We start from the raw sequence: 20,930 nt of genomic DNA on the forward strand, positions 1-20,930 counted from the left end.
AATAAAAAAAGAGCCAATAGCTCTTTTTTCACCTCATAATCTCTTTTTTTGTTTCACCATAATTGAAAAACATATAATAGATATCGTTTACAACATTATTATAACACATATTCACATAAATACAACACTTTTTCTACAAATATTTTTCATTTATTTTTCAATATAAGAAAAATATTTTTTTGCATTTCTATATAAATACTGCTTGTCTTACTTTAATGACTTTAGTATTCATTTTTAGTTTTATTAAATTAAACTAATATTATCAGCATTTTTTGCAACCAAGCATTTTATTAAAAGAATATTTATTTTAAGTCTACTTTTATTTATAAGTAAAAATATACTTTTTATGTTATTACAAAGGTTATCTAAACGCATTAATAATACCCAACAATTAGATAACCTCATCTATAATAAGTATACTTATCTATCCATATAGCTTATATTATTAAAATCAACTAGACCAATATTTTTACAACGCCTCAGTTTGGCTTTTCTTATTCTCAAGAAATTTGAAATCTTCTGCTATAACCTCTGCTATATACTTTCTATTTCCCTCCTTATCCTCATAACTACCAGTCCTTAATCTACCACTTAAAGTAATAAGGCTTCCCTTTTTCATATATTTTACTATAACTTCAGCTTTTTTTCCCCAAACTTTTATAGGTATAAAATCCGCTTCTCTAATTCCATCAGGTAATCTAAAATTTCGTTGCACAGCAATTGTAAACTTGGTATAAATTTTATCTCCATTTTCAGTGTGCCTAAGTTCAGGGTCTTTAACTAATCTTCCTAATAATATTATTTTATTCATCTTTTACCTCCTGAATATTTTTCTTCTAAAGTTATACCCACTTCGGTAATTTCTATTCAATAAAAAATCAAACTTTATAATAAAATAGAAAAAGAAACTTATACAAAATTTTCAATATTATTATCTACCTGTTTCTAATCATTCCATTTCTACCCCTTAACTCAGATGTAACAAAATTTATCTCCACTCCTAAGATGAATATTATTGATATTAAAAATAACCATGTCATAAGTATAAATACTGCGCCAAGACTTCCATAAAACCTAGAATAATTGTTAAAATTATCGATATAAAATGAAAAAACAAAAGACACTAGCACCCAGCCCACCGTGCTAAATATGGACCCTGCGATTACCTCTTTCCATACCAACTTTTTAGCAGGAGCAAATTTATAAACGCAAATAAATATAGATATCATTATAGCTAGTATAAAAGTATATCTGAATATATTCCAAATAATCAATACTATTTCATAAAAGGGATTGATACTTTTAATATAATCACCTATTACATTTCCAAATACTAGCGCTGTTAAAGCTAGAATTATAGTTACAGCTAATGCTAATATTCCTAACATAGAAATAATTGAGAGTTTAATAAATGACCTCTCTTCTTTAAAGTTGTACGCCTTATTTATGCTTTTTATTATAGCCTTAAATGCAGATGATGCTGTCCATAGCGTTAATAATATAGATATTCCTAACAATCCAGTATATTGATTGTCAAATATCTCTACAACAGTCGATTGAGTTAATTCCAATACACTCCTAGGAAGCATAACATTTAATTGTCCCAGTATTTGTTTAGAACTTATGCTGCTAAACCCAGCTAAAGTCATCAAAAATAACATAAACGGGAAAAAGGATAATATTAAATAATATGCTAACTGAGATGCTAGTGCAAACACATCGTCCCTCTTAATTTTTACTATAAGATGTATAATTAAATTAACTTTGCTACTTAACTTTATATATTTCATTTAATCACCAATTTCTATCTATATTAATTAAAAATCTATTTATTTTATGTAGTACTTATTTTATTCGCTTTTCACAAATTATATGTACCCTTAATAAATGTAATAAAAGAGCACATCCATAAAATTATGGATGTGCTCTTCTTATAAACAGTATATTCCATCTAATTGTAACTCATTGGAATTAATGTACCATTCTCACATAGAATCAGCTTATATACACCTTGCAAAACTTATAATTTATAAATCTTCTCTCTATTATTAACAACATTTTTAGTTGCATTTCTAGTATCATAAACAACTTTAGCTCTAGACACAATTGATTCGTAATCATAACAGCTATGATTTGTAGTTATAATTACTATATCAGACTCGTCTATAACCTCTTTCCAATCAACAGAATTATAAACCTTACCTTTATATTTAGAAATTGGACAATAAGGGTCATTTACCATTAAATCAGCACCATTCTTTTCTAATAGCTCTATTACCTTGAATGCTGGAGATTCTCTATAATCATCTATATCATTCTTATATGCAACTCCTAATAAAAGAACTTTAGCACCATTTAATGCCTTTTTATTCTTATTCAAAATCTTCATTACATTATCTAATACAAATTCAGGCATAGAATCATTTATTTCTCCTGAAGTTTCTATTAATCTTGTGTGATAATCATATTCTTTTGCTTTCCACTCTAAGTAAAATGGATCAAGAGGAATACAATGTCCACCTAAGCCTGGGCCTGGATAAAATGGCATAAATCCGTATGGCTTGGTCTTAGCTGCATCTATAACTTCCCATACATCTATTCCCATTCTATTACATAAAATAGCCATTTCGTTAGCTAATCCAATATTTATATTTCTAAATGTATTTTCCAATATCTTTTCCATTTCAGCTACGGCTGGAGATGATACAGTATGGATATCTCCCTCTAATATATTTCTATATAATGCTGCTGCAACTTCTGTGCAATCAGGTGTGCAACCTCCAACAACTTTAGGAGTATTTTTAGTATTAAAGTCCTTATTACCTGGATCAACTCTTTCTGGTGAAAAAGCTAAGAAAAAGTCTTCTCCGCACTTAAGTCCACTTTCTTCTAGTATTGGCTTAAGAACTTCTTCTGTTGTTCCTGGATATGTAGTGCTTTCAAGAATAACAAGCATACCTTTATGTAGATATTGTGCAACGCTTTTTGTTGAATCTACAACATATGATAAATCTGGTTGCTTATATAAATCTAATGGAGTAGGCACGCAAATACAAATAGTATCTACATCTTTAACAAAACTAAAGTCTGTAGTAGCTCTTAAAGTATTTTCTTCTACTATCTTCTTTAAATTTTCATCTACTACATCTCCAATGTAGTTTTTCCCTTCATTAACCATGTTTACTTTTTGATCTTGAACATCAAATCCAATAGTTTGATAACCAGCATTAGCTTTTTCCACAGCTAATGGTAATCCAACATAACCAAGACCAACCACACCAACTTTTGCAGTTTTATTATTTATTTTGTCTAATAATTGTTGTTTTAATAATGACATCTTATACCTCCTGTAATGTACGGTCTAAAATTTTATCCACAGAACATAATTTAATAAAAAGTTTTATTAACAAATTACATAATGAAATGTTAATAAATAAAAACCTATTTTTCTAATCTATACATTCTACTTTTTCTCTATCTTTACTATACTTTTTCCCACAAGCTTCACAAGTTGCATGCTCATCTTTAAAGTTCAACTTTTCTCCACATTCACATACATATCCCATTATACTTGCCGGATTACCTACCACTAAGGCATAATCAGGTATGTGTTTAGTAACCACTGCTCCAGCACCTACTAATGCATATTTTCCTATATTATGGCCGCACACAATTGTTACATTAGCACCTATAGAAGCCCCTTTTCCAATTATAGTTTCCTTATACTCGCTTTTTCTTTCAATAAAGCTTCTCGGATTTACTACATTGGTAAACACACAAGATGGTCCCAAGAATACATAATCTTCACAAATAACCCCTGTATATACAGACACATTATTTTGTATCTTTACTCCATCTCCAATTTTTACACCAGGCGATATTACAACGTTTTGACCTATATTACACTTTTCTCCAATTACAGAATTACTCATAATATGAGAGAAGTGCCAAATCTTCGTTCCGTCACCTATCACTACGTCGTTATCAATGTAACTTGATTCATGTACAAAATAATTCTTATCCATAATTAACCCTCGCACTTATCAATATTTTCCTTAAGTAAACCTCAAGTTCAAAATATATAGGAATTTGCATATTACAATATTAATATTATGCCTTTATATTTTCAACTATATAATTTATTTCATTTTCTGTTAATTCTGGATAAACTGGTATTGCAAATGTTCTATGTGATAAATATTCTGCAACCGGCATATCCCCTTCTTTATATCCTAGATCTTTATATACTTTTTGCAAATGTAATGGGACTGGATAATAAACTCCAGTTGCTATACCATTTTCTTTAAGTTTATTTATCATATCTTCTCTATTTTCGCATTGTAACACATATTGATGATATATAGTTTCATTTTCTTCATCAACAGTAGGTACAACTACATTAGAATCCTTTAATTTTTCATTATATATTTTTGCTACTTCTCTTCTTCTACTATTCCAATCATCTAAATGTGGTAATTTTACTCTTAGAATTGCTGCTTGAATAGCATCTAACCTAGAGTTGAACCCGATTAAATAATTATAGTATTTTAAAGCATTATATACAGTATCGTCACCATCTTTAGACGTCTCTATCTCATCATTTATATTATTTAGCAAATTATAAGCTTTTTGTCCTGTTTCTCCACTTCCATGTGTTCTTAAAGCTTTTGCTATTGTTGCTATATTATCATCATTTGTCACTATCATACCACCATCGCCAGCACATGAAAGATTCTTAGTTGGGAAGAATGAGAAGCATGCTGCATCACCTAAAGTTCCCGCCATCTTTCCTTTATATTTAGAACCTGATGCTTGCGCAGCATCCTCTACGATCTTTAAATTGTGCTTTTTAGCTATTTCATTTATTTCATCCATCTTAGCACATTGTCCAAATATATGAACTGGTATAATAGCCTTTGTTTTATTTGTAATTTTTTCTTCTATTTTAGTTGGATCTATATTAAATGTTTCTTTTTCAACATCAACAAAAACAGGCGTTGCACCTACTGCTGAAATAGCTTCAGCTGAAGCAAAATAAGTAAATGTCGAAGTTATTACTTCATCTCCATTCCCTATTCCTAAAGATTTTAATGCAATAACCAATGCATCAGTTCCATTCGCCACTGATATCGCATGTTTAACTCCTATATATCCTGCAAATTCTCTCTCAAATTCAATTACATTCTTGCCCATAATATAATTCGCAGAAGAAAGCACTTCTTTAGTTACTCTATCTAAATCTTCAGCAATAGACTTATATTGAGCTTTTAAATCAATTAATGGAATATTCATTATCCTCGCTCCTTAATTCTACTTTAATATGTTATTAATCATCACCAATATATCTCCGACTCAAACTTCTGACTGACGATATCAATAACTAAATATTTTTTAAATTGTAGTGTAAATACTAAAATTATATGTAGATATACTATTTCATAAAACTACCATGAATATTTTAACATACTTATTTTTAATTCACAATGCACAATACAATCTAGTAGCTTATTTCATACAACTATAGGTAATTTAATATTTATTTATAGGATACCACTCATTTGGTAAAAGAACACTATATTTATTGTTTATATACCTATCATCAATAAGCAGAACTCTTCCTTTGTCCGTCTCAGTTCTTATAACTCTTCCTACAGCCTGCTGAATTTTATTTATTCCTGGAAATACATACGCATAGTCATAACCATCTTCTTTATAAAAATCCTTTATAACTTCATTTGTCATATCTACCATAGGATATCCTACTCCAATTATTATGCTTCCAATTAACTGATCACCAGGCAAATCTATTCCTTCTGAAAACATCCCTCCAAGCACGCAAAACATTAATAAATTATTGCTATTTTTAAATCTTCTTAAAAATTCACTTTTTTCTTCCTCCGTCATATTAGGCTTCTGTTTCATAAGATTAAATTCTTCTAGCTTCGACTCCTCCATATGGCTATATAACTCTTCCATATATGCATATGATGGTGAAAAAATCATGTAGTTTCCAATTTGCTGCTTTATAAAGCCACAAATTTTATCTTTCACTGATGATAAGGTCCTTTTTCTATATGAATATCTAATATTAATAGGACTAATATGAACTTTTAAGTTTTCTTTATTGAAAGGAGATGGAAGCTTTAACCTATATGTATTATCATCTCCGCCCAGCATATTTACATAATATTTTATTGGTGATATGGTTGCAGAAAAAAATATTACCGAGTAGCATTTCCCTAAGTATTCTCTTAAATTCTTAGCTGGATTTACACAATATAAAGACAACTTGATTTCTTGAGAATCCTTTTCTATACAAGTCCTATAATTTTCATCATAGAGCTGTGTCGTAGAAGTAAAAGCATTTATATCAAAATATAATTTCAATATATCTTCATAACCATCAAATCTATTTCCTCTTACTAGCACTTCTTCACTTTCTTTTAAGTATAACTGCAAATACTTACTCAATTCCTTAGGATGTTCCTCTTCATAAAATGATTTCACTTCTCTATGGTCGCATTCATTTCTTAAATCAATGAAATAATCATTAATCTTTCCCAATAAGGAATGTAGTTTATTTAATTTACCCTTAGTTATCTTTTTGCAATTTAGAATTTGGCTCTTATATAAGGATGCGGAATACATATTTCTTGACCTATCAATTAAATTATGTGCTTCATCCACCAAAACTATATTTCCTTTGCTTTCTAGAACTCTACTCAAAGATACTCTTGGATCAAAGATGTAATTATAATCACCTATAATTCCATCACAATAAGTACTTATATCTAAAGATAGCTCAAATGGGCATACTTGATATTTTTCGGCATATTCCTTCAATATTTCCGTGGAAATTCTTTCTTCCTTTTCGATAATATTTGTAATTACTTTTTTTACTTTACCATAATAGTCTTTGGCATACATGCACTTCTCTGGATTGCAATCAAAATCATCATTAATACATGTTTTCTCTTTTGCAGTAATTGTGATAGTCCTAAATTTCAATCCTTCTTGACGCAATCTTTCAAAAGTTTCTTCAGCAACTTCCCTATTTATCGTCTTTGCTGTCAAATATATAATTTTTTCTCCAATTCCTTCGCTTATAGCCTTTACAGCTGGGAATATGGTTGATATAGTTTTTCCTATGCCTGTCGGTGCCTGAACAAATAATATTTCCCCCTCTTTTATAGTTTGATATGAAACATTAATAAGTTTCCTTTGACCTTCTCTGTATTTTTCAAAAGGAAAATTTAGCACTTTTATAGTTTCATCTCTAATGTTTTTCCATTTAAATATTAAAACACTAAATCTCTCATATTCTCTTAATAAATCAGATATAAATTCTTCTAATTCTCCTATAGCAAATCTTTTTTCAAAACTCTTAACCTCATTCGTTTCTAACTGCATGTAGGATAATCGCACATAAATTTCTTCAAGATTATTTTGATTTCCATAAATAAAAGCATACACCTTTGCCTGAGCCCAATGGACCTCATTCAAATCATCAATGTATGCAAAATTCTTATAAGTTGATTTTATTTCTTCAATTATAATTTTATCTCTTTCCGTTATAATTCCATCTGCTCTTCCTTCAATATAGATCAAGCTTTTATTCGTCTCGAACTCATGAGTTAAATATACTTCCTTTTCATAGTTCTCATAAATCCTTCCGTTATCTTCCTGAAGCTTTTGATGTGCTCTTACTCCTTCTACTGCCCTAGCACTTCCAGAAAACCTATTATCTATATCACCTTTTTTCAAGCAAAATTCTACTAAATTTCTCACAGACTCTCGTATAAGAATTTTATCCATAAATTAATTCCTCACTATAGTTAAAATCACATTTTCCATATTAAATCATAAACATAGTCATAAAACACTTACTTAATTAGCCTAACAAAATTCAAGTTCTAATTAAGTAAGTGTTTTTTAGTTTATTGCTATTGTAAATATTTTATCTCATATAATTTATTCTTCTTCATACTCTTTAACTATTTTTTGAACTAACTTTTTAATAACACTTGCTTCTGCTATTAAAGAAAGAACTAATAGGAAAATTTTAATTCTTTCCTTATCATTATCTTTCAAGTCAAAATTCTTTATTATATCTTCTAATTTATCATCATTTGATATAAACGTATCTAAATAGTTATCCAAACTTTCCTTTTGTATTTGTGTGAAAGTTTTATATGTCTCTTCCCATGACAGTATATCATCGCTTCTGTCATTGATTTCATTAAATGCAAGCCGAAAAACTTTCTTTATTTCTTCCGTCGTTAATAAGGGCCTCATATGGCTAAGCAGTACTAATTGTACTAAATGCATTTTTGTATATCCTCTTTTTTTGCCATCTTCCGGCTTAGTTATAACTTCGCTTTTAGTATAATTTTGAACTATATTGTTAGTAAACTTCTCATCAACAAACTTATCGTTCAAATAATCGATTACTTGGGATAAAAACAAATCATATTTAGGAATATCTTCATATGAAACGGAAGTACTTTTAGACATTTCTTTAGCTAATTCTTTTATATAATCTGAATCAAATTTTCCTGCCATTATCATGCACCTATTCTTTCTCAATCTATATTATATATTATATAGTAATCATCAACTTGTTACAAGTTATTATAAACATTGTAATGCAAAAATTTTTCTACTAGTTTATACTCTTAGTATAATAATAGTATTATATGACATATCTAATTTTTTTTAAATATAGTATTGATAAAAAATATCTAATTTATGTAATCAATCGACATTATTATTTATAGTATTTGCATTTCTACAAAAAAAGCGGACATATGCCTTATATTACTTTATTTGTAAATTTACTATTATATAATCATGAATATAATTCATATACATTTCTCTAACCATTGGTACATCTAGATTCCTCAAAATTATTAATTTGGATTAATATGATAATTTTACAAATAAACCCTCTTGACTTTTCTAAAATATGGTAGTATATTTTATATAAGATGTTTATTAAAGTTGAAATTTGTAATTTCTTATAAATATTTAAAAATATACATTGACTTTATATTACATACTTGGTAATATATCATAGTAGAATGTCGAATCATGGAATTAGGAGGAATTTTTTATGAAATCAACAGGTGTAGTTAGAAGAGTAGATGAATTAGGAAGAATAGTTATTCCTATAGAACTTAGAAGAACATTGGATATTGCTGAAAAAGATGCATTAGAAATTTATGTAGACGGAGAGCAAATAATCTTAAAGAAATACGAACCAGCTTGTATTTTCTGTGGAGATGCAAGAGACGTAATTAACTATAAAGGTAAGAATATCTGTACTAAATGTTTAGACGAAATTAAAACAAACAGATAGTATTTGATATATTCTAATTTCCTATTATATAATTAATTATATAATCAATAAATAATAGACTATCTCAAGAGTTAATTTGAGATAGTCTATTTTCTTAACTTAATTATATATTAGTTGAGAATTTATATACTTCACTTTTAGGTAATTCTCTTTCCTTGGCTACAAGCTTTATTGCTTCTTTCTTACTCGCACCACCATTAATATATTTAACTATGTGCTCTTCAATAGATAAATGAATCCACTCTTCCCTTTGCTCTTCCTTTATCTCTTCAAGTCTTTTTCCTTCTAGAACAAGAACAAATTCTCCTCTTGGTTTATTCTCTAGAAAATATTGAGCAGCCTCTTTTAACGTCCCCCTATATATTTCTTGATAAATCTTAGTTAATTCTCTGCATACAGCAATTTTTCTATCTCCGAACGTATCTAATAAGAATTCAAGCGTATCTGTCAGTCTATGCGGTGCTTCGTAAAAGATAATAGTTTCCTGACTTTGCAATAACTCATTTGTGACTATCTTACGTTCTTTATTTTCTCTTGGTAAGAAACCCCTGAATAAAAATTTAGTTGTGTCTAATCCAGAATAGACTAATGCCGTAGTTATAGCTGTCGCTCCTGGAAGTACTTCGAAATTTATCTTTTTTTCTATGCAACGTCCAACAATAACACTTCCTGGATCTGATATTCCGGGCGTTCCAGCATCTGAAACTAAGGCAACATTATTACCTTCCATTAGTAAATCTATAATTTTATCACTTTTTATTTGCTCATTAAATTTGTGATAACTTATTAATGGTTTCTTTATTTCAAAATGATTTAGTAACTTCAAAGTTTGTCTTGTATCTTCAGCCGCTATAATATCAACATCTTTTAAAGTTTCTAGAGCCCTCAATGTTATATCTTTTAAGTTTCCAATAGGAGTTGGTACTAAATACAACTTTCCATTTTCCATATCATGACCTCCAATATATTGAATCTATTTCTTTAGTATATTTTCCATCTTCATTATAGACATACAATGGTGCTTCCCACTTCAAATAGGCTCCCCCATCTCTTTGTCCTTCAACCAATACAATATTAGGAGCTTTTCCTACCTTAGGATGAATCATTTTTACTCTTTTCGGTTCTATTTTATATTTTCTCATTAAGACAAAAATATCTGCTAATCTTTCAGGTCTATGTATCATAAAGAGTCTTCCATTATCCTTTAATAAAATTCTTGCAGCTGAAATCACATCTTCTAAATTACATAATATTTCATGCCTAGCTATAGCAAGCTTATCATTTGGATTTATAATTCCTGAATTGTTTAGTTTATAAGGTGGATTTACTGTCACTGCATCAAACTTATCAAGTGTCTTTAGATAATCTATATTTTTTAAATCTTCATTTATAAAACATACATTTCCTTCAAGCCCATTTAATTTTACGCTCCTTTTAGCCATATCTACCATATCTTCTTGAATTTCTAATCCATATACACGCTCAGGCTTATATTTGCCATATATCAAAAATGGAATTATCCCAGTTCCTGTACATAAATCCATCACCTTATGTTTATTTTTTATATAAGCAAAATCAGATAATAAAACAGCATCTATACCAAATTTAAATCCCTCCTTCTTTTGAATTAGATTTAATCCCTTAAGTTGCAAATCATCTACTGTCTCATCATCTCTCACATATTGCAATTTATTATTCATATTATTCTTCCTTTACTTAACTTTACAATATTCTACTTTAAAATATCTAATATCAATGTTTGTATATACCTAATCTCTAAAGTATATATTCCACATTATATCATACAAGTAAAATAAAAAAAGTCCTTCTGATCTTTTACAGAAGGACAATAATTTGAAATCAGATATTAACAACTAATTTCTTATGTTAACTAATTAAGAACTCTTCTTGCAGCATAAAAGCTATAAACTGGCGCAACTTTAACTACATCACCTGTTTGAGGTGCGTTAATCATTTGGCCATTACCAACATATATCCCAACGTGACCTGGATGAGTAAACACCAAATCTCCAGGTTGAAGCTGATCTTGGCTAACTGGTTGTCCAACTCCAATTTGAGAATAAGTTGTTCTTGTTATATCTACTCCTGCAGCATGCTCATAAACATATTGAGTAAATCCTGAACAGTCAAAACTTGCATCTCCAGTTGCACCCCACACATAAGGCTTTCCTAGCTGTGCATATGCCTCATTTAGAATAGATTGAGCATTTCCTGCTGATGGTACAGCTACTTTTCCGCCTCCGCCTCTACTTGGCGTTGCCACTTTTACTTCAGCTGCTTTTTTATCAGCTACCATTGTTTTAGCCTTTTCAATTTTATCATTTATCTCTGAAGTAACAATCTCACTCTTAATTTGATTATCTCTAATATTTCTTAATTGATTAATTGCTCCTTGAAGATCAGCAGCTGAACTATTAGAGTTACCTATAACATCAAATTGAGATTTTACAAGTTCTCTTTCTAATTGTGATAAGTATTGTGAGTCAAATTTACTTTTTTCATCCTTAGCTTGACTTGATAAAGTTTCTGCTTCCTTTTTCTTTCCATCGAGTTCACTTAAGCTAACTTGTATTTCTTTATTAAGTTTATCTATTTCATCTTTCTTATCTTCTAAGGATTTTATTTTGTTATTTAATTCTTCCTTTTTACTTGTAACATCTTCTATGGCAGATTTGTCTTTTCCTATAATTTTACTAACTGCCTCTGCTCTAGAAAAGAAATCACTTGTTGATTCTGATTCAAGTATAAAATTCAAGTAACCAAATTCTAAATCACCTGACATATACATAGCTTTGACTCTTTGTCCTAAAGCTAAATCTAATGTATTAATCTCTTTCTTATATTGTTCAATGTCTTTTGTACTACTATCAATAACTTTATTGATAGTTGTTATTTCTTTTTTATTCTTATCTACTGTTAATTGTAGCGGCTCTATCTGCATATTTAAATCATCAATTTTATTCTGAATATCTGTTATCTTACTTTCAATTTCTGCATATTTCTGTCTTGAATCACTCAACTGTTGATTATCTGGCGTCGCAAACGCTGGTATCGAGCTACCTACAACGATTACGGTTGCTAACATAATAGCTAGAATTCTACTCCTCATTAAATATCGGTTTTAAACCTTCCCTCCTCCATTAATCTATATTACTACATAATTATAACACCTTGGATAAGAATGAACAATTCATATATATAGCGAGAATTTAGTTTATCCTACTATTATCTAAATATCGTCCGTATTCCCCACTTTTTCTAGCTTATTCTTTGTGATTCTTATTATAGCTTATATATAAAAATTTTCATCAATAAACTTAACTTAACAATTCTAGCTTCCATCATTACAAAATTATTTATTCTAATGCCTACAATCAACTTCTTTCCATATTTATTACATCTTCTAAAGTCCTTGACATAAGATTTACTTGAATATATAATTAATGTATAATCGGGGTGTGGCGCAGATGGGAGCGCGCGTGGTTTGGGACCATGAGGTCGCAGGTTCAATCCCTGTCACCCCGACCAATATATTATTAGACTATTATAACTTAAGGATTGATCCTTAAGTTTTTTTATTTAGTAATTTATTAATATATCAGATATATTGTATTACTAATTCCTACTCGTGTCTAATGCTTCAATTATAATATTTATTGACACTAAGGTGCACCTATAAAAGATTAAGTTTGGCACTAAGCTGTATCAATATTTATTCGTTTATATAAATAACAATTATTTGGAGGTGTAAAATGCTAAGTAATATAAAAGGTGTAATTTTCGATTTAGATGGAACTATTGTAGATTCCATGTGGGTATGGTCTCAGATCGACATAGATTATCTCAAAAAGAAAGGACATGCTGTACCTAATGACTTAAAAAACGATATTGAACACTTAAGTTTTTATCAGACAGCAGTATATTTTAAAAATAGATTTAAAATTGAAGATTCAGTGGATGAAATACTTAGTGATTGGCATCATGCAGCATTTCATCATTACGCTAATAATGTAAAACTCAAATCAGGTGTAAAAACTTTTTTAAGATATTTAAAAGATAATAAAATAAAAATTGCATTAGCGACTAGCAATTCTATCCCACTGCTTGAGGCTTGTTTAAAAAACAATGGGGTTTATGACTACTTTGATTCAATCACTATTACTGATGAAGTCGCTAAAGGAAAAGATTGTCCTGACATATATTTATTAGCAGCAAAAAAGTTAAATATAAAACCTGAAAGCTGTTTAGTATTTGAGGATATACTCCCTGCTATGAAAAGTGCAAGAAAAGCAAATATGAGGGTAATCGGAATAAAAGATGATTTATGTTTAGAACCTATATCTGAAATTCTTAAGTATTGTGATAAATATATTTCTTCCTTTACTGAGCTTTTATAGATATCGGGTATTATAAATATTTGTTTTATCGCTCACATACAAATAATTAGATTACTAAAAATAATTCAGCATTCTACAATGCAAATTTAAGACAAGCTTTTTCTCATGCTGTTAATGTATAGATCTGTAATATAGGGACAGCTGAATACATTTTTATAACATAAAATCATATTTCAGTATTGTATTATATTTTAAAATAATAACATATGAACTTTAAAATAAAAAAATAAAGGTAATGCATACATCATTACCTTTATTTTTGAAACTATAGTACTATTAAATAGAAATTTCTATTTTCTTTCAACTCCGTATTTAGCTTCTAATTCCTTCAATATTTGATCATATTTTTTATGTTGATTTTCTTTAATTAAATTATCTAATACACTGTCTTTAACTTCTTCAAAACTTTTGATTGAGGCTTCATTTTTTGCATCTACTAACACTAAATGATACCCAAATTGAGTTTTAACCGGTTCAGTAACCTTTCCTATTTCTGATGTAAAAGCAGCTTCTTCAAATTCTGGAACCATCATACCTTTTGAGAATTCACCTAAATTTCCACCTTGTTGATTAGATGGGCATGTTGAATATTTCATTGCAGCATCTCCGAATGAAATCTTACCGCTTAAGATTTCCTCTCTTGCCTTATTTGCTTCCTCTTCAGTTTCTACTAGAATATGTCTAGCTGAAACTGTTGCAGGCTGACCAAAAGCTTCTTTATTATCTTCATAGTATTTCTTTACTTCTTCATCTGTTATTGTTACATCACTCAATACTTTATTTATTGCCATTGAAGTTATAACTTCCTTTGATATATTTTCCATAGCGTCTTTGTATTCTTGAGTTTTATCTAATTGTATTTCTTTTCCAAACTTATTCATTAATTCAAATGAAATCAACTGTTCTACCAATTGTTTCTTCTTTTCTTCGCTTTGTAAAGCTCCTCTTTGCTCTTGTGGATATCTACTAATTATTGCATTTAAATCTTTTTCTGTTATTTCATATCCTGCTGCAACAGCTAACACTTTATTTTCCATGTGAATTCTCCTTTATAATCATTTTATATTATTTTTAACAGTTTGTTATATACACTTCATTTTAACAGTATCTACTACTTCTAACAATAATATAACTAAATAAATTTTAGATTTTTAATCAAAAATACATAGTATACATAAAACCACCATAAAATGTTATACTAATTTAGGGGTGATTTAATGTCCGATATATTAAAAAATGATTGGAAAAATTATTTGGAGTCAGAATTCCAAAAAGACTATTATATTAATCTAAGAAAATTTTTGATAAATGAATATAATTCTAAGACCATTTATCCTAATATGTATGATCTCTTTAACGCCTTACATTTTACACCTTATAATAAAGTTAAAGTTGTTATATTAGGTCAAGATCCTTATCATGGACCTGGCCAAGCGCATGGATTGAGTTTTTCTGTTAATCCAGGTGTAAAAACTCCACCATCTTTAATTAATATCTATAAGGAACTACATACTGATTTAGGTTGCTATATCCCAAACAATGGCTATTTAAGAAAGTGGGCTGATCAAGGAGTCTTATTGCTAAATACAGTACTTACAGTTAGAGCTGGAGAAGCTAATTCCCACAAAAATAAGGGATGGGAAGAATTCACAAATCAGGTTATTAAGGTGCTAAATAAAAAGGAAACACCTATAGTATTCATACTTTGGGGTAATAATGCTATTTCAAAGACTGATTTTATTACTAATCCTAAGCATCTTATAATAAAATCCGTTCATCCTAGTCCATTATCTGCATCAAGAGGCTTCTTCGGAAGTAAACCTTTTTCAAAAACAAACAATTTTCTAATTTCTACAAATCAAGAACCAATTGACTGGCAAATCGAAAATATATAATCATTTAATTTACTTTTTCCAATGCTTACATTCAAATTAAGCCTTTCTATTATAAAGTAAATTAAATGTTTAAATATAGTTTTGCTAAACATTGTGCATATGCTGGTGTATAATTGATTATACACTAATTTTGAGGAGGTTGTTTTGTGGATTATAAATTTGTTTATGAGAATAAAGAATACGTACTAACAGATAATAATTGCGATGGGATATTTTTTGAAGGCGAAAATGAGATTACAGGTCTTTCCTTAGATATAATATTGAATGCTCTAAATGAAGGAGAAGAAGTAAGTTTTTCAACAGAATATTATGGTGATAAATGTGCATGTAATACTCAAGAGCAAATAAATAAATCTTATCGTTACTTAGAGTACCACTTTTACATATATACAAAGGATAATGAATATGTAATAAATACTTTATGTAATGAATATAAGAATACATCTTTTAATAAACTTTTTGGTTTAGGAAAAATTGATGATAGCTATATAGTTAGTGTGACTGTATGTCCTAACTGCGGTATCTACTCAATATATATAGATCAATGTACTGTTTAAGGAATTTCTATATAACTTCTTTACAAATAGTTAAGATTAAAAAAGATAACATTTAGAAATATAATTTAAATGTTATCTTTTTAACGAATATAATTTATTTTTTATTCCCTTAGAATAGTAAACTAAGTTAATTAAACCATTCAAAAAATTGTATACAGATTTTACTGAATTATAATTTTCTAAAGATATAGAAAAAAGCACTAACTTATGTTAGTGCTTTTTTGGTGGCTCGAACTGGAATCGAACCAGTGACACGAGGATTTTCAGTCCTCTGCTCTACCGACTGAGCTATCGAGCCATATTACCTGGCAACGTCTTACTCTTCCACACAGTCTCCCATGCAGTACCATCAGCGCTGTAGACCTTAACTTTCCTGTTCGGAATGGGAAGGAGTGTTACCTCTACGCCGTCATCACCAGATACAAGTAGTATTATATCGAGTTATTTATATTATGTCAACACATTTTTTATTTTTTTATTATAAATATTTTAAAATGTTTAATTTATCAGGGCTTATATTTTATTTTTCTAATCAATTGTGCAATAATTAAATATACATGATAATGTGTTTTTAATACTTAAAATAAATTCTAATTTGGAGGTTTTTCTATGAGCATTGAAAAGTTATCAGAAATATTAAAGAATAGTAGTAATATAGTCTTTTTCGGCGGAGCTGGTATCAGTACGGAATCTAATATACCTGACTTTAGAAGTTCAAATGGCCTGTTTAGCGAGAAATTAAATGCTACATTAACTCCTGAACAGTTAGTATCACATACTTTTTATATTAGATATCCTGAAGAATTTTTTAAATTTTATAAAGCAAAACTTATATACCCAGATGCTAAACCAAATGCTGGACACTTAGCATTAGCCAAACTTGAAGAAATGGGAAAATTAAAAGCTATCGTTACACAAAATATAGACGGACTCCATCAAATGGCTGGAAGCAGAAATGTATTCGAACTTCACGGATCCATTCATCGAAATTATTGTGTTAAATGTCACGAATTCTATGATGTGAATTTTATCCTACAATCTAAAGGAGTTCCTATTTGCACTAAATGTGGTGGAACTGTTAAGCCCGATGTAGTTCTTTATGAAGAGGGTCTAGACGATAAAGTAATTAGAGACTCTATAACTGCAATTTCTAATGCAGATACTCTTATTATAGGTGGCACTTCACTTGTTGTTTATCCTGCTGCCGGACTTATCAATTATTTTAAAGGAAAGAATCTTGTATTAATAAATAAAAGTTCTACCTCTGCTGATTCCAAGGCTAATTTGGTTATTAACGATTCCTTCGGGAAAACATTGAGCGAGGCTATAAAAGAATTATAAATTTTTTATCTAAATTATGTATAAATAAATTTAATTTGGCAATAAATAATAATGAAGTATTTAACTTCAATATTTAATCGCCTCTCCCCCATTTTTATTTATATACAATTTGTAAAGCCATAATATATTACTTCGTTTGAAATATATTATGGCATTTTTATTTTGCATAATTTATTTAATAAGAATTCTTCTTAGCATGTCTAATCCTGTAATTGTAGCCTGAAGCCTTACTTTGTTTCTGTCTCCCTTAAACAAACATTTTTTTATCGTTACCTTTCCTTGAACATACACACCTATAAAAACCAATCCAACAGGTTTTTCTAAAGTACCGCCTTCTGGTCCTGCAATTCCTGTTGTTACAATACTAACATCAGTATTAGCTGTCTTTGCAATACCAATTGCCATTTCTCTTGCGGTTTCTTCACTTACAGCTCCATACTGGTTTAAAATATCATTATTAACGCCTAGTCTATTATGCTTAGCCTCATTAGAATATGTTACAGCGCCTTCTAAAAAAACTTCCGATATACCTGGATAATTAATAAGATAGCTTGCTATCATGCCACCAGTACAAGATTCTGCTGTAGATATTGTTAGTTTCTTCTCTATCAAAAGCCTAGCTACAACTTCTTCTATGTTAATATCCTCAGTTGCATAAACATTATCCCCAAGTCTGTTCTTAATTTCTTCCTCAATTGGTTCTATCAATTTTAGTGCTTCATCTTTAGTTTCAGCCTTTGCAGTTATACGAAGCATTACTCCTACATCTTTTGCATAAGGCGCAATTGTAGGATTGGTTTGAGCGTCTATTAGATCCTTAATCTCTTCTGCAACAGCACTTTCCCCTATTCCAAGTATCTTAACAACTCTTGAAACCAATATTGAATCTGATTTCTCTTGAAGATATGGTTTAACCGATTCTTCAAACATTGGTTTCATTTCTTTTGGTGGCCCAGGTAAAATGATCATTATCTTATTATCATCTTCCATTATAACTCCTGGTGCTGTTCCATTATTATTATTTATAACAGTTGCTCCTTCTGGAATTAACCCTTGCTTTAAATTATTTTGAGTCATTGCTCTTTCTCTAAATTTAAAATAATCTCTTATTTTTTTAGTGGAATTTTCATCCTCAATCAATTCTTTATTAAAATATTTAGCCGCAACTTCTTTTGTAATATCATCATCAGTTGGTCCAAGTCCTCCTGTAGTTATTATGATATCACTTCTGCTATATGCCTCATCAAATGCATGCATAATTCTTATTTCATTATCTCCTACTACTTGCTGATAATACATATCTATTCCAAGAGCTGCTAACTCCTGAGCTAAATATTGGGCATTTGAATTAATTATATCGCCTAATAAAATTTCTGTTCCTATGGCTATAATCTCTGCTTTCATCTTATTACCTTCTTCTTATTTAATTTGCAAGTCCACAATAATATTATTAATTAGAAATTATACTACTAAACTGTTACTCATTACAATAATCTCTTTTTATATCATAGTTAAAGATTGAAACCTATCCAACAATCTATTGAATAGGTTTCATATAAAATATACTCTTTTATAATACACTATCTCTAAGTATATCTAGAGATAGCTTATATAAAAAATTTTTTCATCCCGATCTATTATAGGTAAATACTTTAAATATCAAAATAAAAGTCTCCCTAATTAAGTAATTAACCTAGAATAAACTTAGTAATATGTATGAGAAGAAAAAATTTATTGCAAAGAGAGCTTTTTGTTCTAATTTTATGTGAAATTTTTAATATTTATTCACATCTATCTGTAATTCTATTCTAAAAGTCTATTCTAAATGCTTTAGAGTTCTAGGATTAAGCTAAAAATCCCACTACTTTACTTAATTCATTCTTAGCATTACTTATCTTCTGTTTCAAGCAATGCTAATGCTACCGCACCAATTACTCCTGCATCTGTACCTAATCCTGCTGGAACAATCTTAACTGATTCTGCCATAGATTTAAAACATCTCTTATCAACAACTTTTCTTACTGTATCAAAAACAATATCTCCAGCTTTTGATACACCACCGCCTATTATTATAATTTCTGGATCAAATATAGATACTGCATTAGCTACAGCTATTCCTAAATAATTCAGTGCATTATTAATTATATCCACGCAAACTGGATCTCCTGCAGCCGCCTCTGTAAACACCTCATATGAAGTAATAGTATCATACTTTCTTAATGAAGTTTCAACTTTGCTAGCTAATGCTTCCTGCCCTCTTTTTGCAATTGCAGTTCCTGATGATGTTGCTTCTACACATCCTATATTTCCACAATTACATCTTGGTCCATCTGGTGCTACTGTCATATGTCCAATTTCTAATGCATTTGAAGTGTGCCCTCTATATACCTTTCCATTTAAGACAGCACCGCCACCTACTCCAGTGCTTACTGTGAAGAATACTACATCTTTAGCGCCTTTTCCTGCACCAAACATATATTCCCCAATAGCTGCAACGTTTGCATCATTATCTAAAAATACAGGAACTTCAAACTTTTTATTCAAAGGTTCCACTAAATTAAAATTCTTAAATGGAAGGTTTGGTGTATAGATTATAGTTCCTTTTTCAGCATCTAAAGGTCCAGGGGAACCGATACCAATTCCTTTTATATCTTTATAAGTTACTGATCCATCTTTAATTACTTTTTCAACAGATTCTATAATTCTATTTAATACTGGAATTTCTCCCTCGCTTGCATTTGTAGGAACTGTTGTTTGACATAACACTTCTCCATTTAAATTAGATAATGCAGTACTTATCTTAGTTCCCCCTAAATCTACTCCTATAACATATTTTTGCATAATATAACTCTCCTTTATTTTATTTAATATACCAATAAAAAACAATTTGCTAATACATATTATACTATATTATGCTATTCCAATAAAACCTGTATTTTAAATAATATTTTTTCAAGATCCTTTATTGGCGCTTATGTAGTAGTTCCCAAAATCGTCATATTGTGTATAATTGATATTAAATTTGTTATCTTGAAGCATAGAATTAATTAATTCTATATCATCCTTATTATTTCTATCTATCCTTATTACAAAATTATCATCTTTGTCTATTATATTTAAATAGTCAAATATATTACTATAATCACTCAATTCTATGTTTCCATTAATATCCATGCTATAATCTGACATTGTACAGGCCCCCTTGTTCAAATTGTATAAAATATACTATTACTAAAATATTATGTCTTTCTGCACATGATTTTATCCTATATATATTAATGTAAAATTTACCTTATTCCTTAATTATAGTAATTTTTATTTTATTTCTCTTTATTAAGCCCAAATATTAAGCACATAAATA

At 29.3% G+C, this 20,930-nt stretch carries 19 protein-coding genes, 2 tRNA genes and 1 rRNA gene; 6 read left to right on the plus strand and 16 right to left on the minus strand.

Annotated features, from left to right (window positions below):
* Window positions 1–469: 469 nt before the first annotated feature.
* The 7 genes from PZA12_RS23665 to PZA12_RS23695 form a co-directional block, all read right to left on the minus strand.
* The gene (locus PZA12_RS23665; protein WP_077837811.1) at window positions 470–811 is read right to left on the minus strand and encodes a single-stranded DNA-binding protein; all 342 of its coding nucleotides are present in this window, start codon (window positions 809–811) and stop codon (window positions 470–472) included.
* Between the two features lie 124 nt (window positions 812–935).
* Entirely contained in the window at window positions 936–1,790 is an 855-nt protein-coding gene (locus PZA12_RS23670; RefSeq protein ID WP_103698080.1) for a YihY/virulence factor BrkB family protein, read from the minus strand.
* 230 nt (window positions 1,791–2,020) lie between these two features.
* Window positions 2,021–3,337, minus strand: a complete 1,317-nt coding sequence (locus PZA12_RS23675) for a nucleotide sugar dehydrogenase (protein ID WP_077837813.1) — start codon at window positions 3,335–3,337, stop codon at window positions 2,021–2,023.
* 112 nt (window positions 3,338–3,449) lie between these two features.
* Window positions 3,450–4,025 carry an acyltransferase gene (locus tag PZA12_RS23680; RefSeq protein WP_077842505.1) on the minus strand — a complete coding sequence of 192 codons (576 nt, stop codon included), beginning with the start codon at window positions 4,023–4,025 and terminating at the stop codon, window positions 3,450–3,452.
* An 85-nt stretch (window positions 4,026–4,110) separates the two neighbouring features.
* Window positions 4,111–5,292: a DegT/DnrJ/EryC1/StrS family aminotransferase gene (locus PZA12_RS23685; protein WP_077842506.1), complete on the minus strand. Its 1,182-nt coding sequence runs from the start codon at window positions 5,290–5,292 to the stop codon at window positions 4,111–4,113.
* Between the two features lie 237 nt (window positions 5,293–5,529).
* On the minus strand, window positions 5,530–7,815 hold the full coding sequence (locus tag PZA12_RS23690) for an ATP-dependent DNA helicase (protein WP_103698081.1): 2,286 nt from the start codon (window positions 7,813–7,815) through the stop codon (window positions 5,530–5,532).
* Between the two features lie 156 nt (window positions 7,816–7,971).
* Window positions 7,972–8,562 (minus strand): DUF1836 domain-containing protein, encoded by a 591-nt coding sequence (locus PZA12_RS23695; protein WP_012061034.1) that lies wholly within the window; start codon window positions 8,560–8,562, stop codon window positions 7,972–7,974.
* 550 nt (window positions 8,563–9,112) lie between these two features.
* On the opposite strand from PZA12_RS23695, the gene PZA12_RS23700 reads away from it, so the two are divergent.
* Window positions 9,113–9,358, plus strand: a complete 246-nt coding sequence (locus PZA12_RS23700; protein WP_012061035.1) for an AbrB/MazE/SpoVT family DNA-binding domain-containing protein — start codon at window positions 9,113–9,115, stop codon at window positions 9,356–9,358.
* 103 nt (window positions 9,359–9,461) lie between these two features.
* On the opposite strand, the gene rsmI is transcribed toward PZA12_RS23700, so the two are convergent.
* From rsmI to PZA12_RS23715, 3 genes are all read right to left on the minus strand, one after another.
* Window positions 9,462–10,307, minus strand: coding sequence for a 16S rRNA (cytidine(1402)-2'-O)-methyltransferase (gene rsmI / locus PZA12_RS23705; RefSeq protein ID WP_103698082.1), 846 nt, complete (start codon window positions 10,305–10,307; stop codon window positions 9,462–9,464).
* Window position 10,308: 1 nt separating this feature from the next.
* Window positions 10,309–11,058 (minus strand): tRNA1(Val) (adenine(37)-N6)-methyltransferase, encoded by a 750-nt coding sequence (locus PZA12_RS23710; protein WP_078114193.1) that lies wholly within the window; start codon window positions 11,056–11,058, stop codon window positions 10,309–10,311.
* A gap of 191 nt (window positions 11,059–11,249) precedes the next feature.
* Window positions 11,250–12,488, minus strand: coding sequence for an NlpC/P60 family protein (locus tag PZA12_RS23715; RefSeq protein WP_078114192.1), 1,239 nt, complete (start codon window positions 12,486–12,488; stop codon window positions 11,250–11,252).
* 343 nt (window positions 12,489–12,831) lie between these two features.
* On the opposite strand from PZA12_RS23715, the gene PZA12_RS23720 reads away from it, so the two are divergent.
* Window positions 12,832–12,907: transfer RNA gene (locus PZA12_RS23720), tRNA-Pro, on the plus strand.
* Between the two features lie 224 nt (window positions 12,908–13,131).
* Complete coding sequence (locus PZA12_RS23725) at window positions 13,132–13,776, plus strand: HAD family hydrolase (protein WP_078114191.1); 645 nt, start codon at window positions 13,132–13,134, stop codon at window positions 13,774–13,776.
* 290 nt (window positions 13,777–14,066) lie between these two features.
* Here the strand turns inward: PZA12_RS23725 and PZA12_RS23730 are convergent, their stop codons facing one another.
* Window positions 14,067–14,813, minus strand: coding sequence for a peptidylprolyl isomerase (locus tag PZA12_RS23730; RefSeq protein WP_012061040.1), 747 nt, complete (start codon window positions 14,811–14,813; stop codon window positions 14,067–14,069).
* Window positions 14,814–14,993: 180 nt separating this feature from the next.
* Here PZA12_RS23730 and PZA12_RS23735 point away from each other — a divergent pair, with 180 nt between their 5' ends.
* The gene (locus PZA12_RS23735) at window positions 14,994–15,671 is read left to right on the plus strand and encodes a uracil-DNA glycosylase (RefSeq protein ID WP_078114190.1); all 678 of its coding nucleotides are present in this window, start codon (window positions 14,994–14,996) and stop codon (window positions 15,669–15,671) included.
* Between the two features lie 146 nt (window positions 15,672–15,817).
* Window positions 15,818–16,228, plus strand: a complete 411-nt coding sequence (locus tag PZA12_RS23740; protein WP_077837823.1) for a DUF3785 family protein — start codon at window positions 15,818–15,820, stop codon at window positions 16,226–16,228.
* A gap of 222 nt (window positions 16,229–16,450) precedes the next feature.
* Here the strand turns inward: PZA12_RS23740 and PZA12_RS23745 are convergent.
* Both PZA12_RS23745 and rrf read right to left on the minus strand, forming a co-directional pair.
* Window positions 16,451–16,526 (minus strand) — tRNA-Phe (locus PZA12_RS23745).
* Window positions 16,527–16,531: 5 nt separating this feature from the next.
* A 5S ribosomal RNA gene (gene rrf / locus PZA12_RS23750) occupies window positions 16,532–16,648 on the minus strand.
* Between the two features lie 189 nt (window positions 16,649–16,837).
* On the opposite strand from rrf, the gene PZA12_RS23755 reads away from it, so the two are divergent.
* The gene (locus tag PZA12_RS23755) at window positions 16,838–17,569 is read left to right on the plus strand and encodes an NAD-dependent protein deacylase (RefSeq protein ID WP_103698083.1); all 732 of its coding nucleotides are present in this window, start codon (window positions 16,838–16,840) and stop codon (window positions 17,567–17,569) included.
* Between the two features lie 171 nt (window positions 17,570–17,740).
* Here the strand turns inward: PZA12_RS23755 and PZA12_RS23760 are convergent, their stop codons facing one another.
* From PZA12_RS23760 to PZA12_RS23770, 3 genes are all read right to left on the minus strand, one after another.
* On the minus strand, window positions 17,741–18,973 hold the full coding sequence (locus PZA12_RS23760; RefSeq protein WP_103698084.1) for a competence/damage-inducible protein A: 1,233 nt from the start codon (window positions 18,971–18,973) through the stop codon (window positions 17,741–17,743).
* Between the two features lie 483 nt (window positions 18,974–19,456).
* A complete protein-coding gene (locus PZA12_RS23765; protein WP_077837826.1) occupies window positions 19,457–20,410 on the minus strand; it encodes an ROK family protein in 954 nt (317 codons plus the stop codon).
* Between the two features lie 111 nt (window positions 20,411–20,521).
* Window positions 20,522–20,758 carry a hypothetical protein gene (locus PZA12_RS23770; protein ID WP_012061046.1) on the minus strand — a complete coding sequence of 79 codons (237 nt, stop codon included), beginning with the start codon at window positions 20,756–20,758 and terminating at the stop codon, window positions 20,522–20,524.
* Between the last annotated feature and the right edge of the window lie 172 nt (window positions 20,759–20,930).

This window comes from Clostridium beijerinckii (assembly GCF_036699995.1).
GTDB classification, from domain to species: domain Bacteria; phylum Bacillota; class Clostridia; order Clostridiales; family Clostridiaceae; genus Clostridium; species Clostridium helianthi.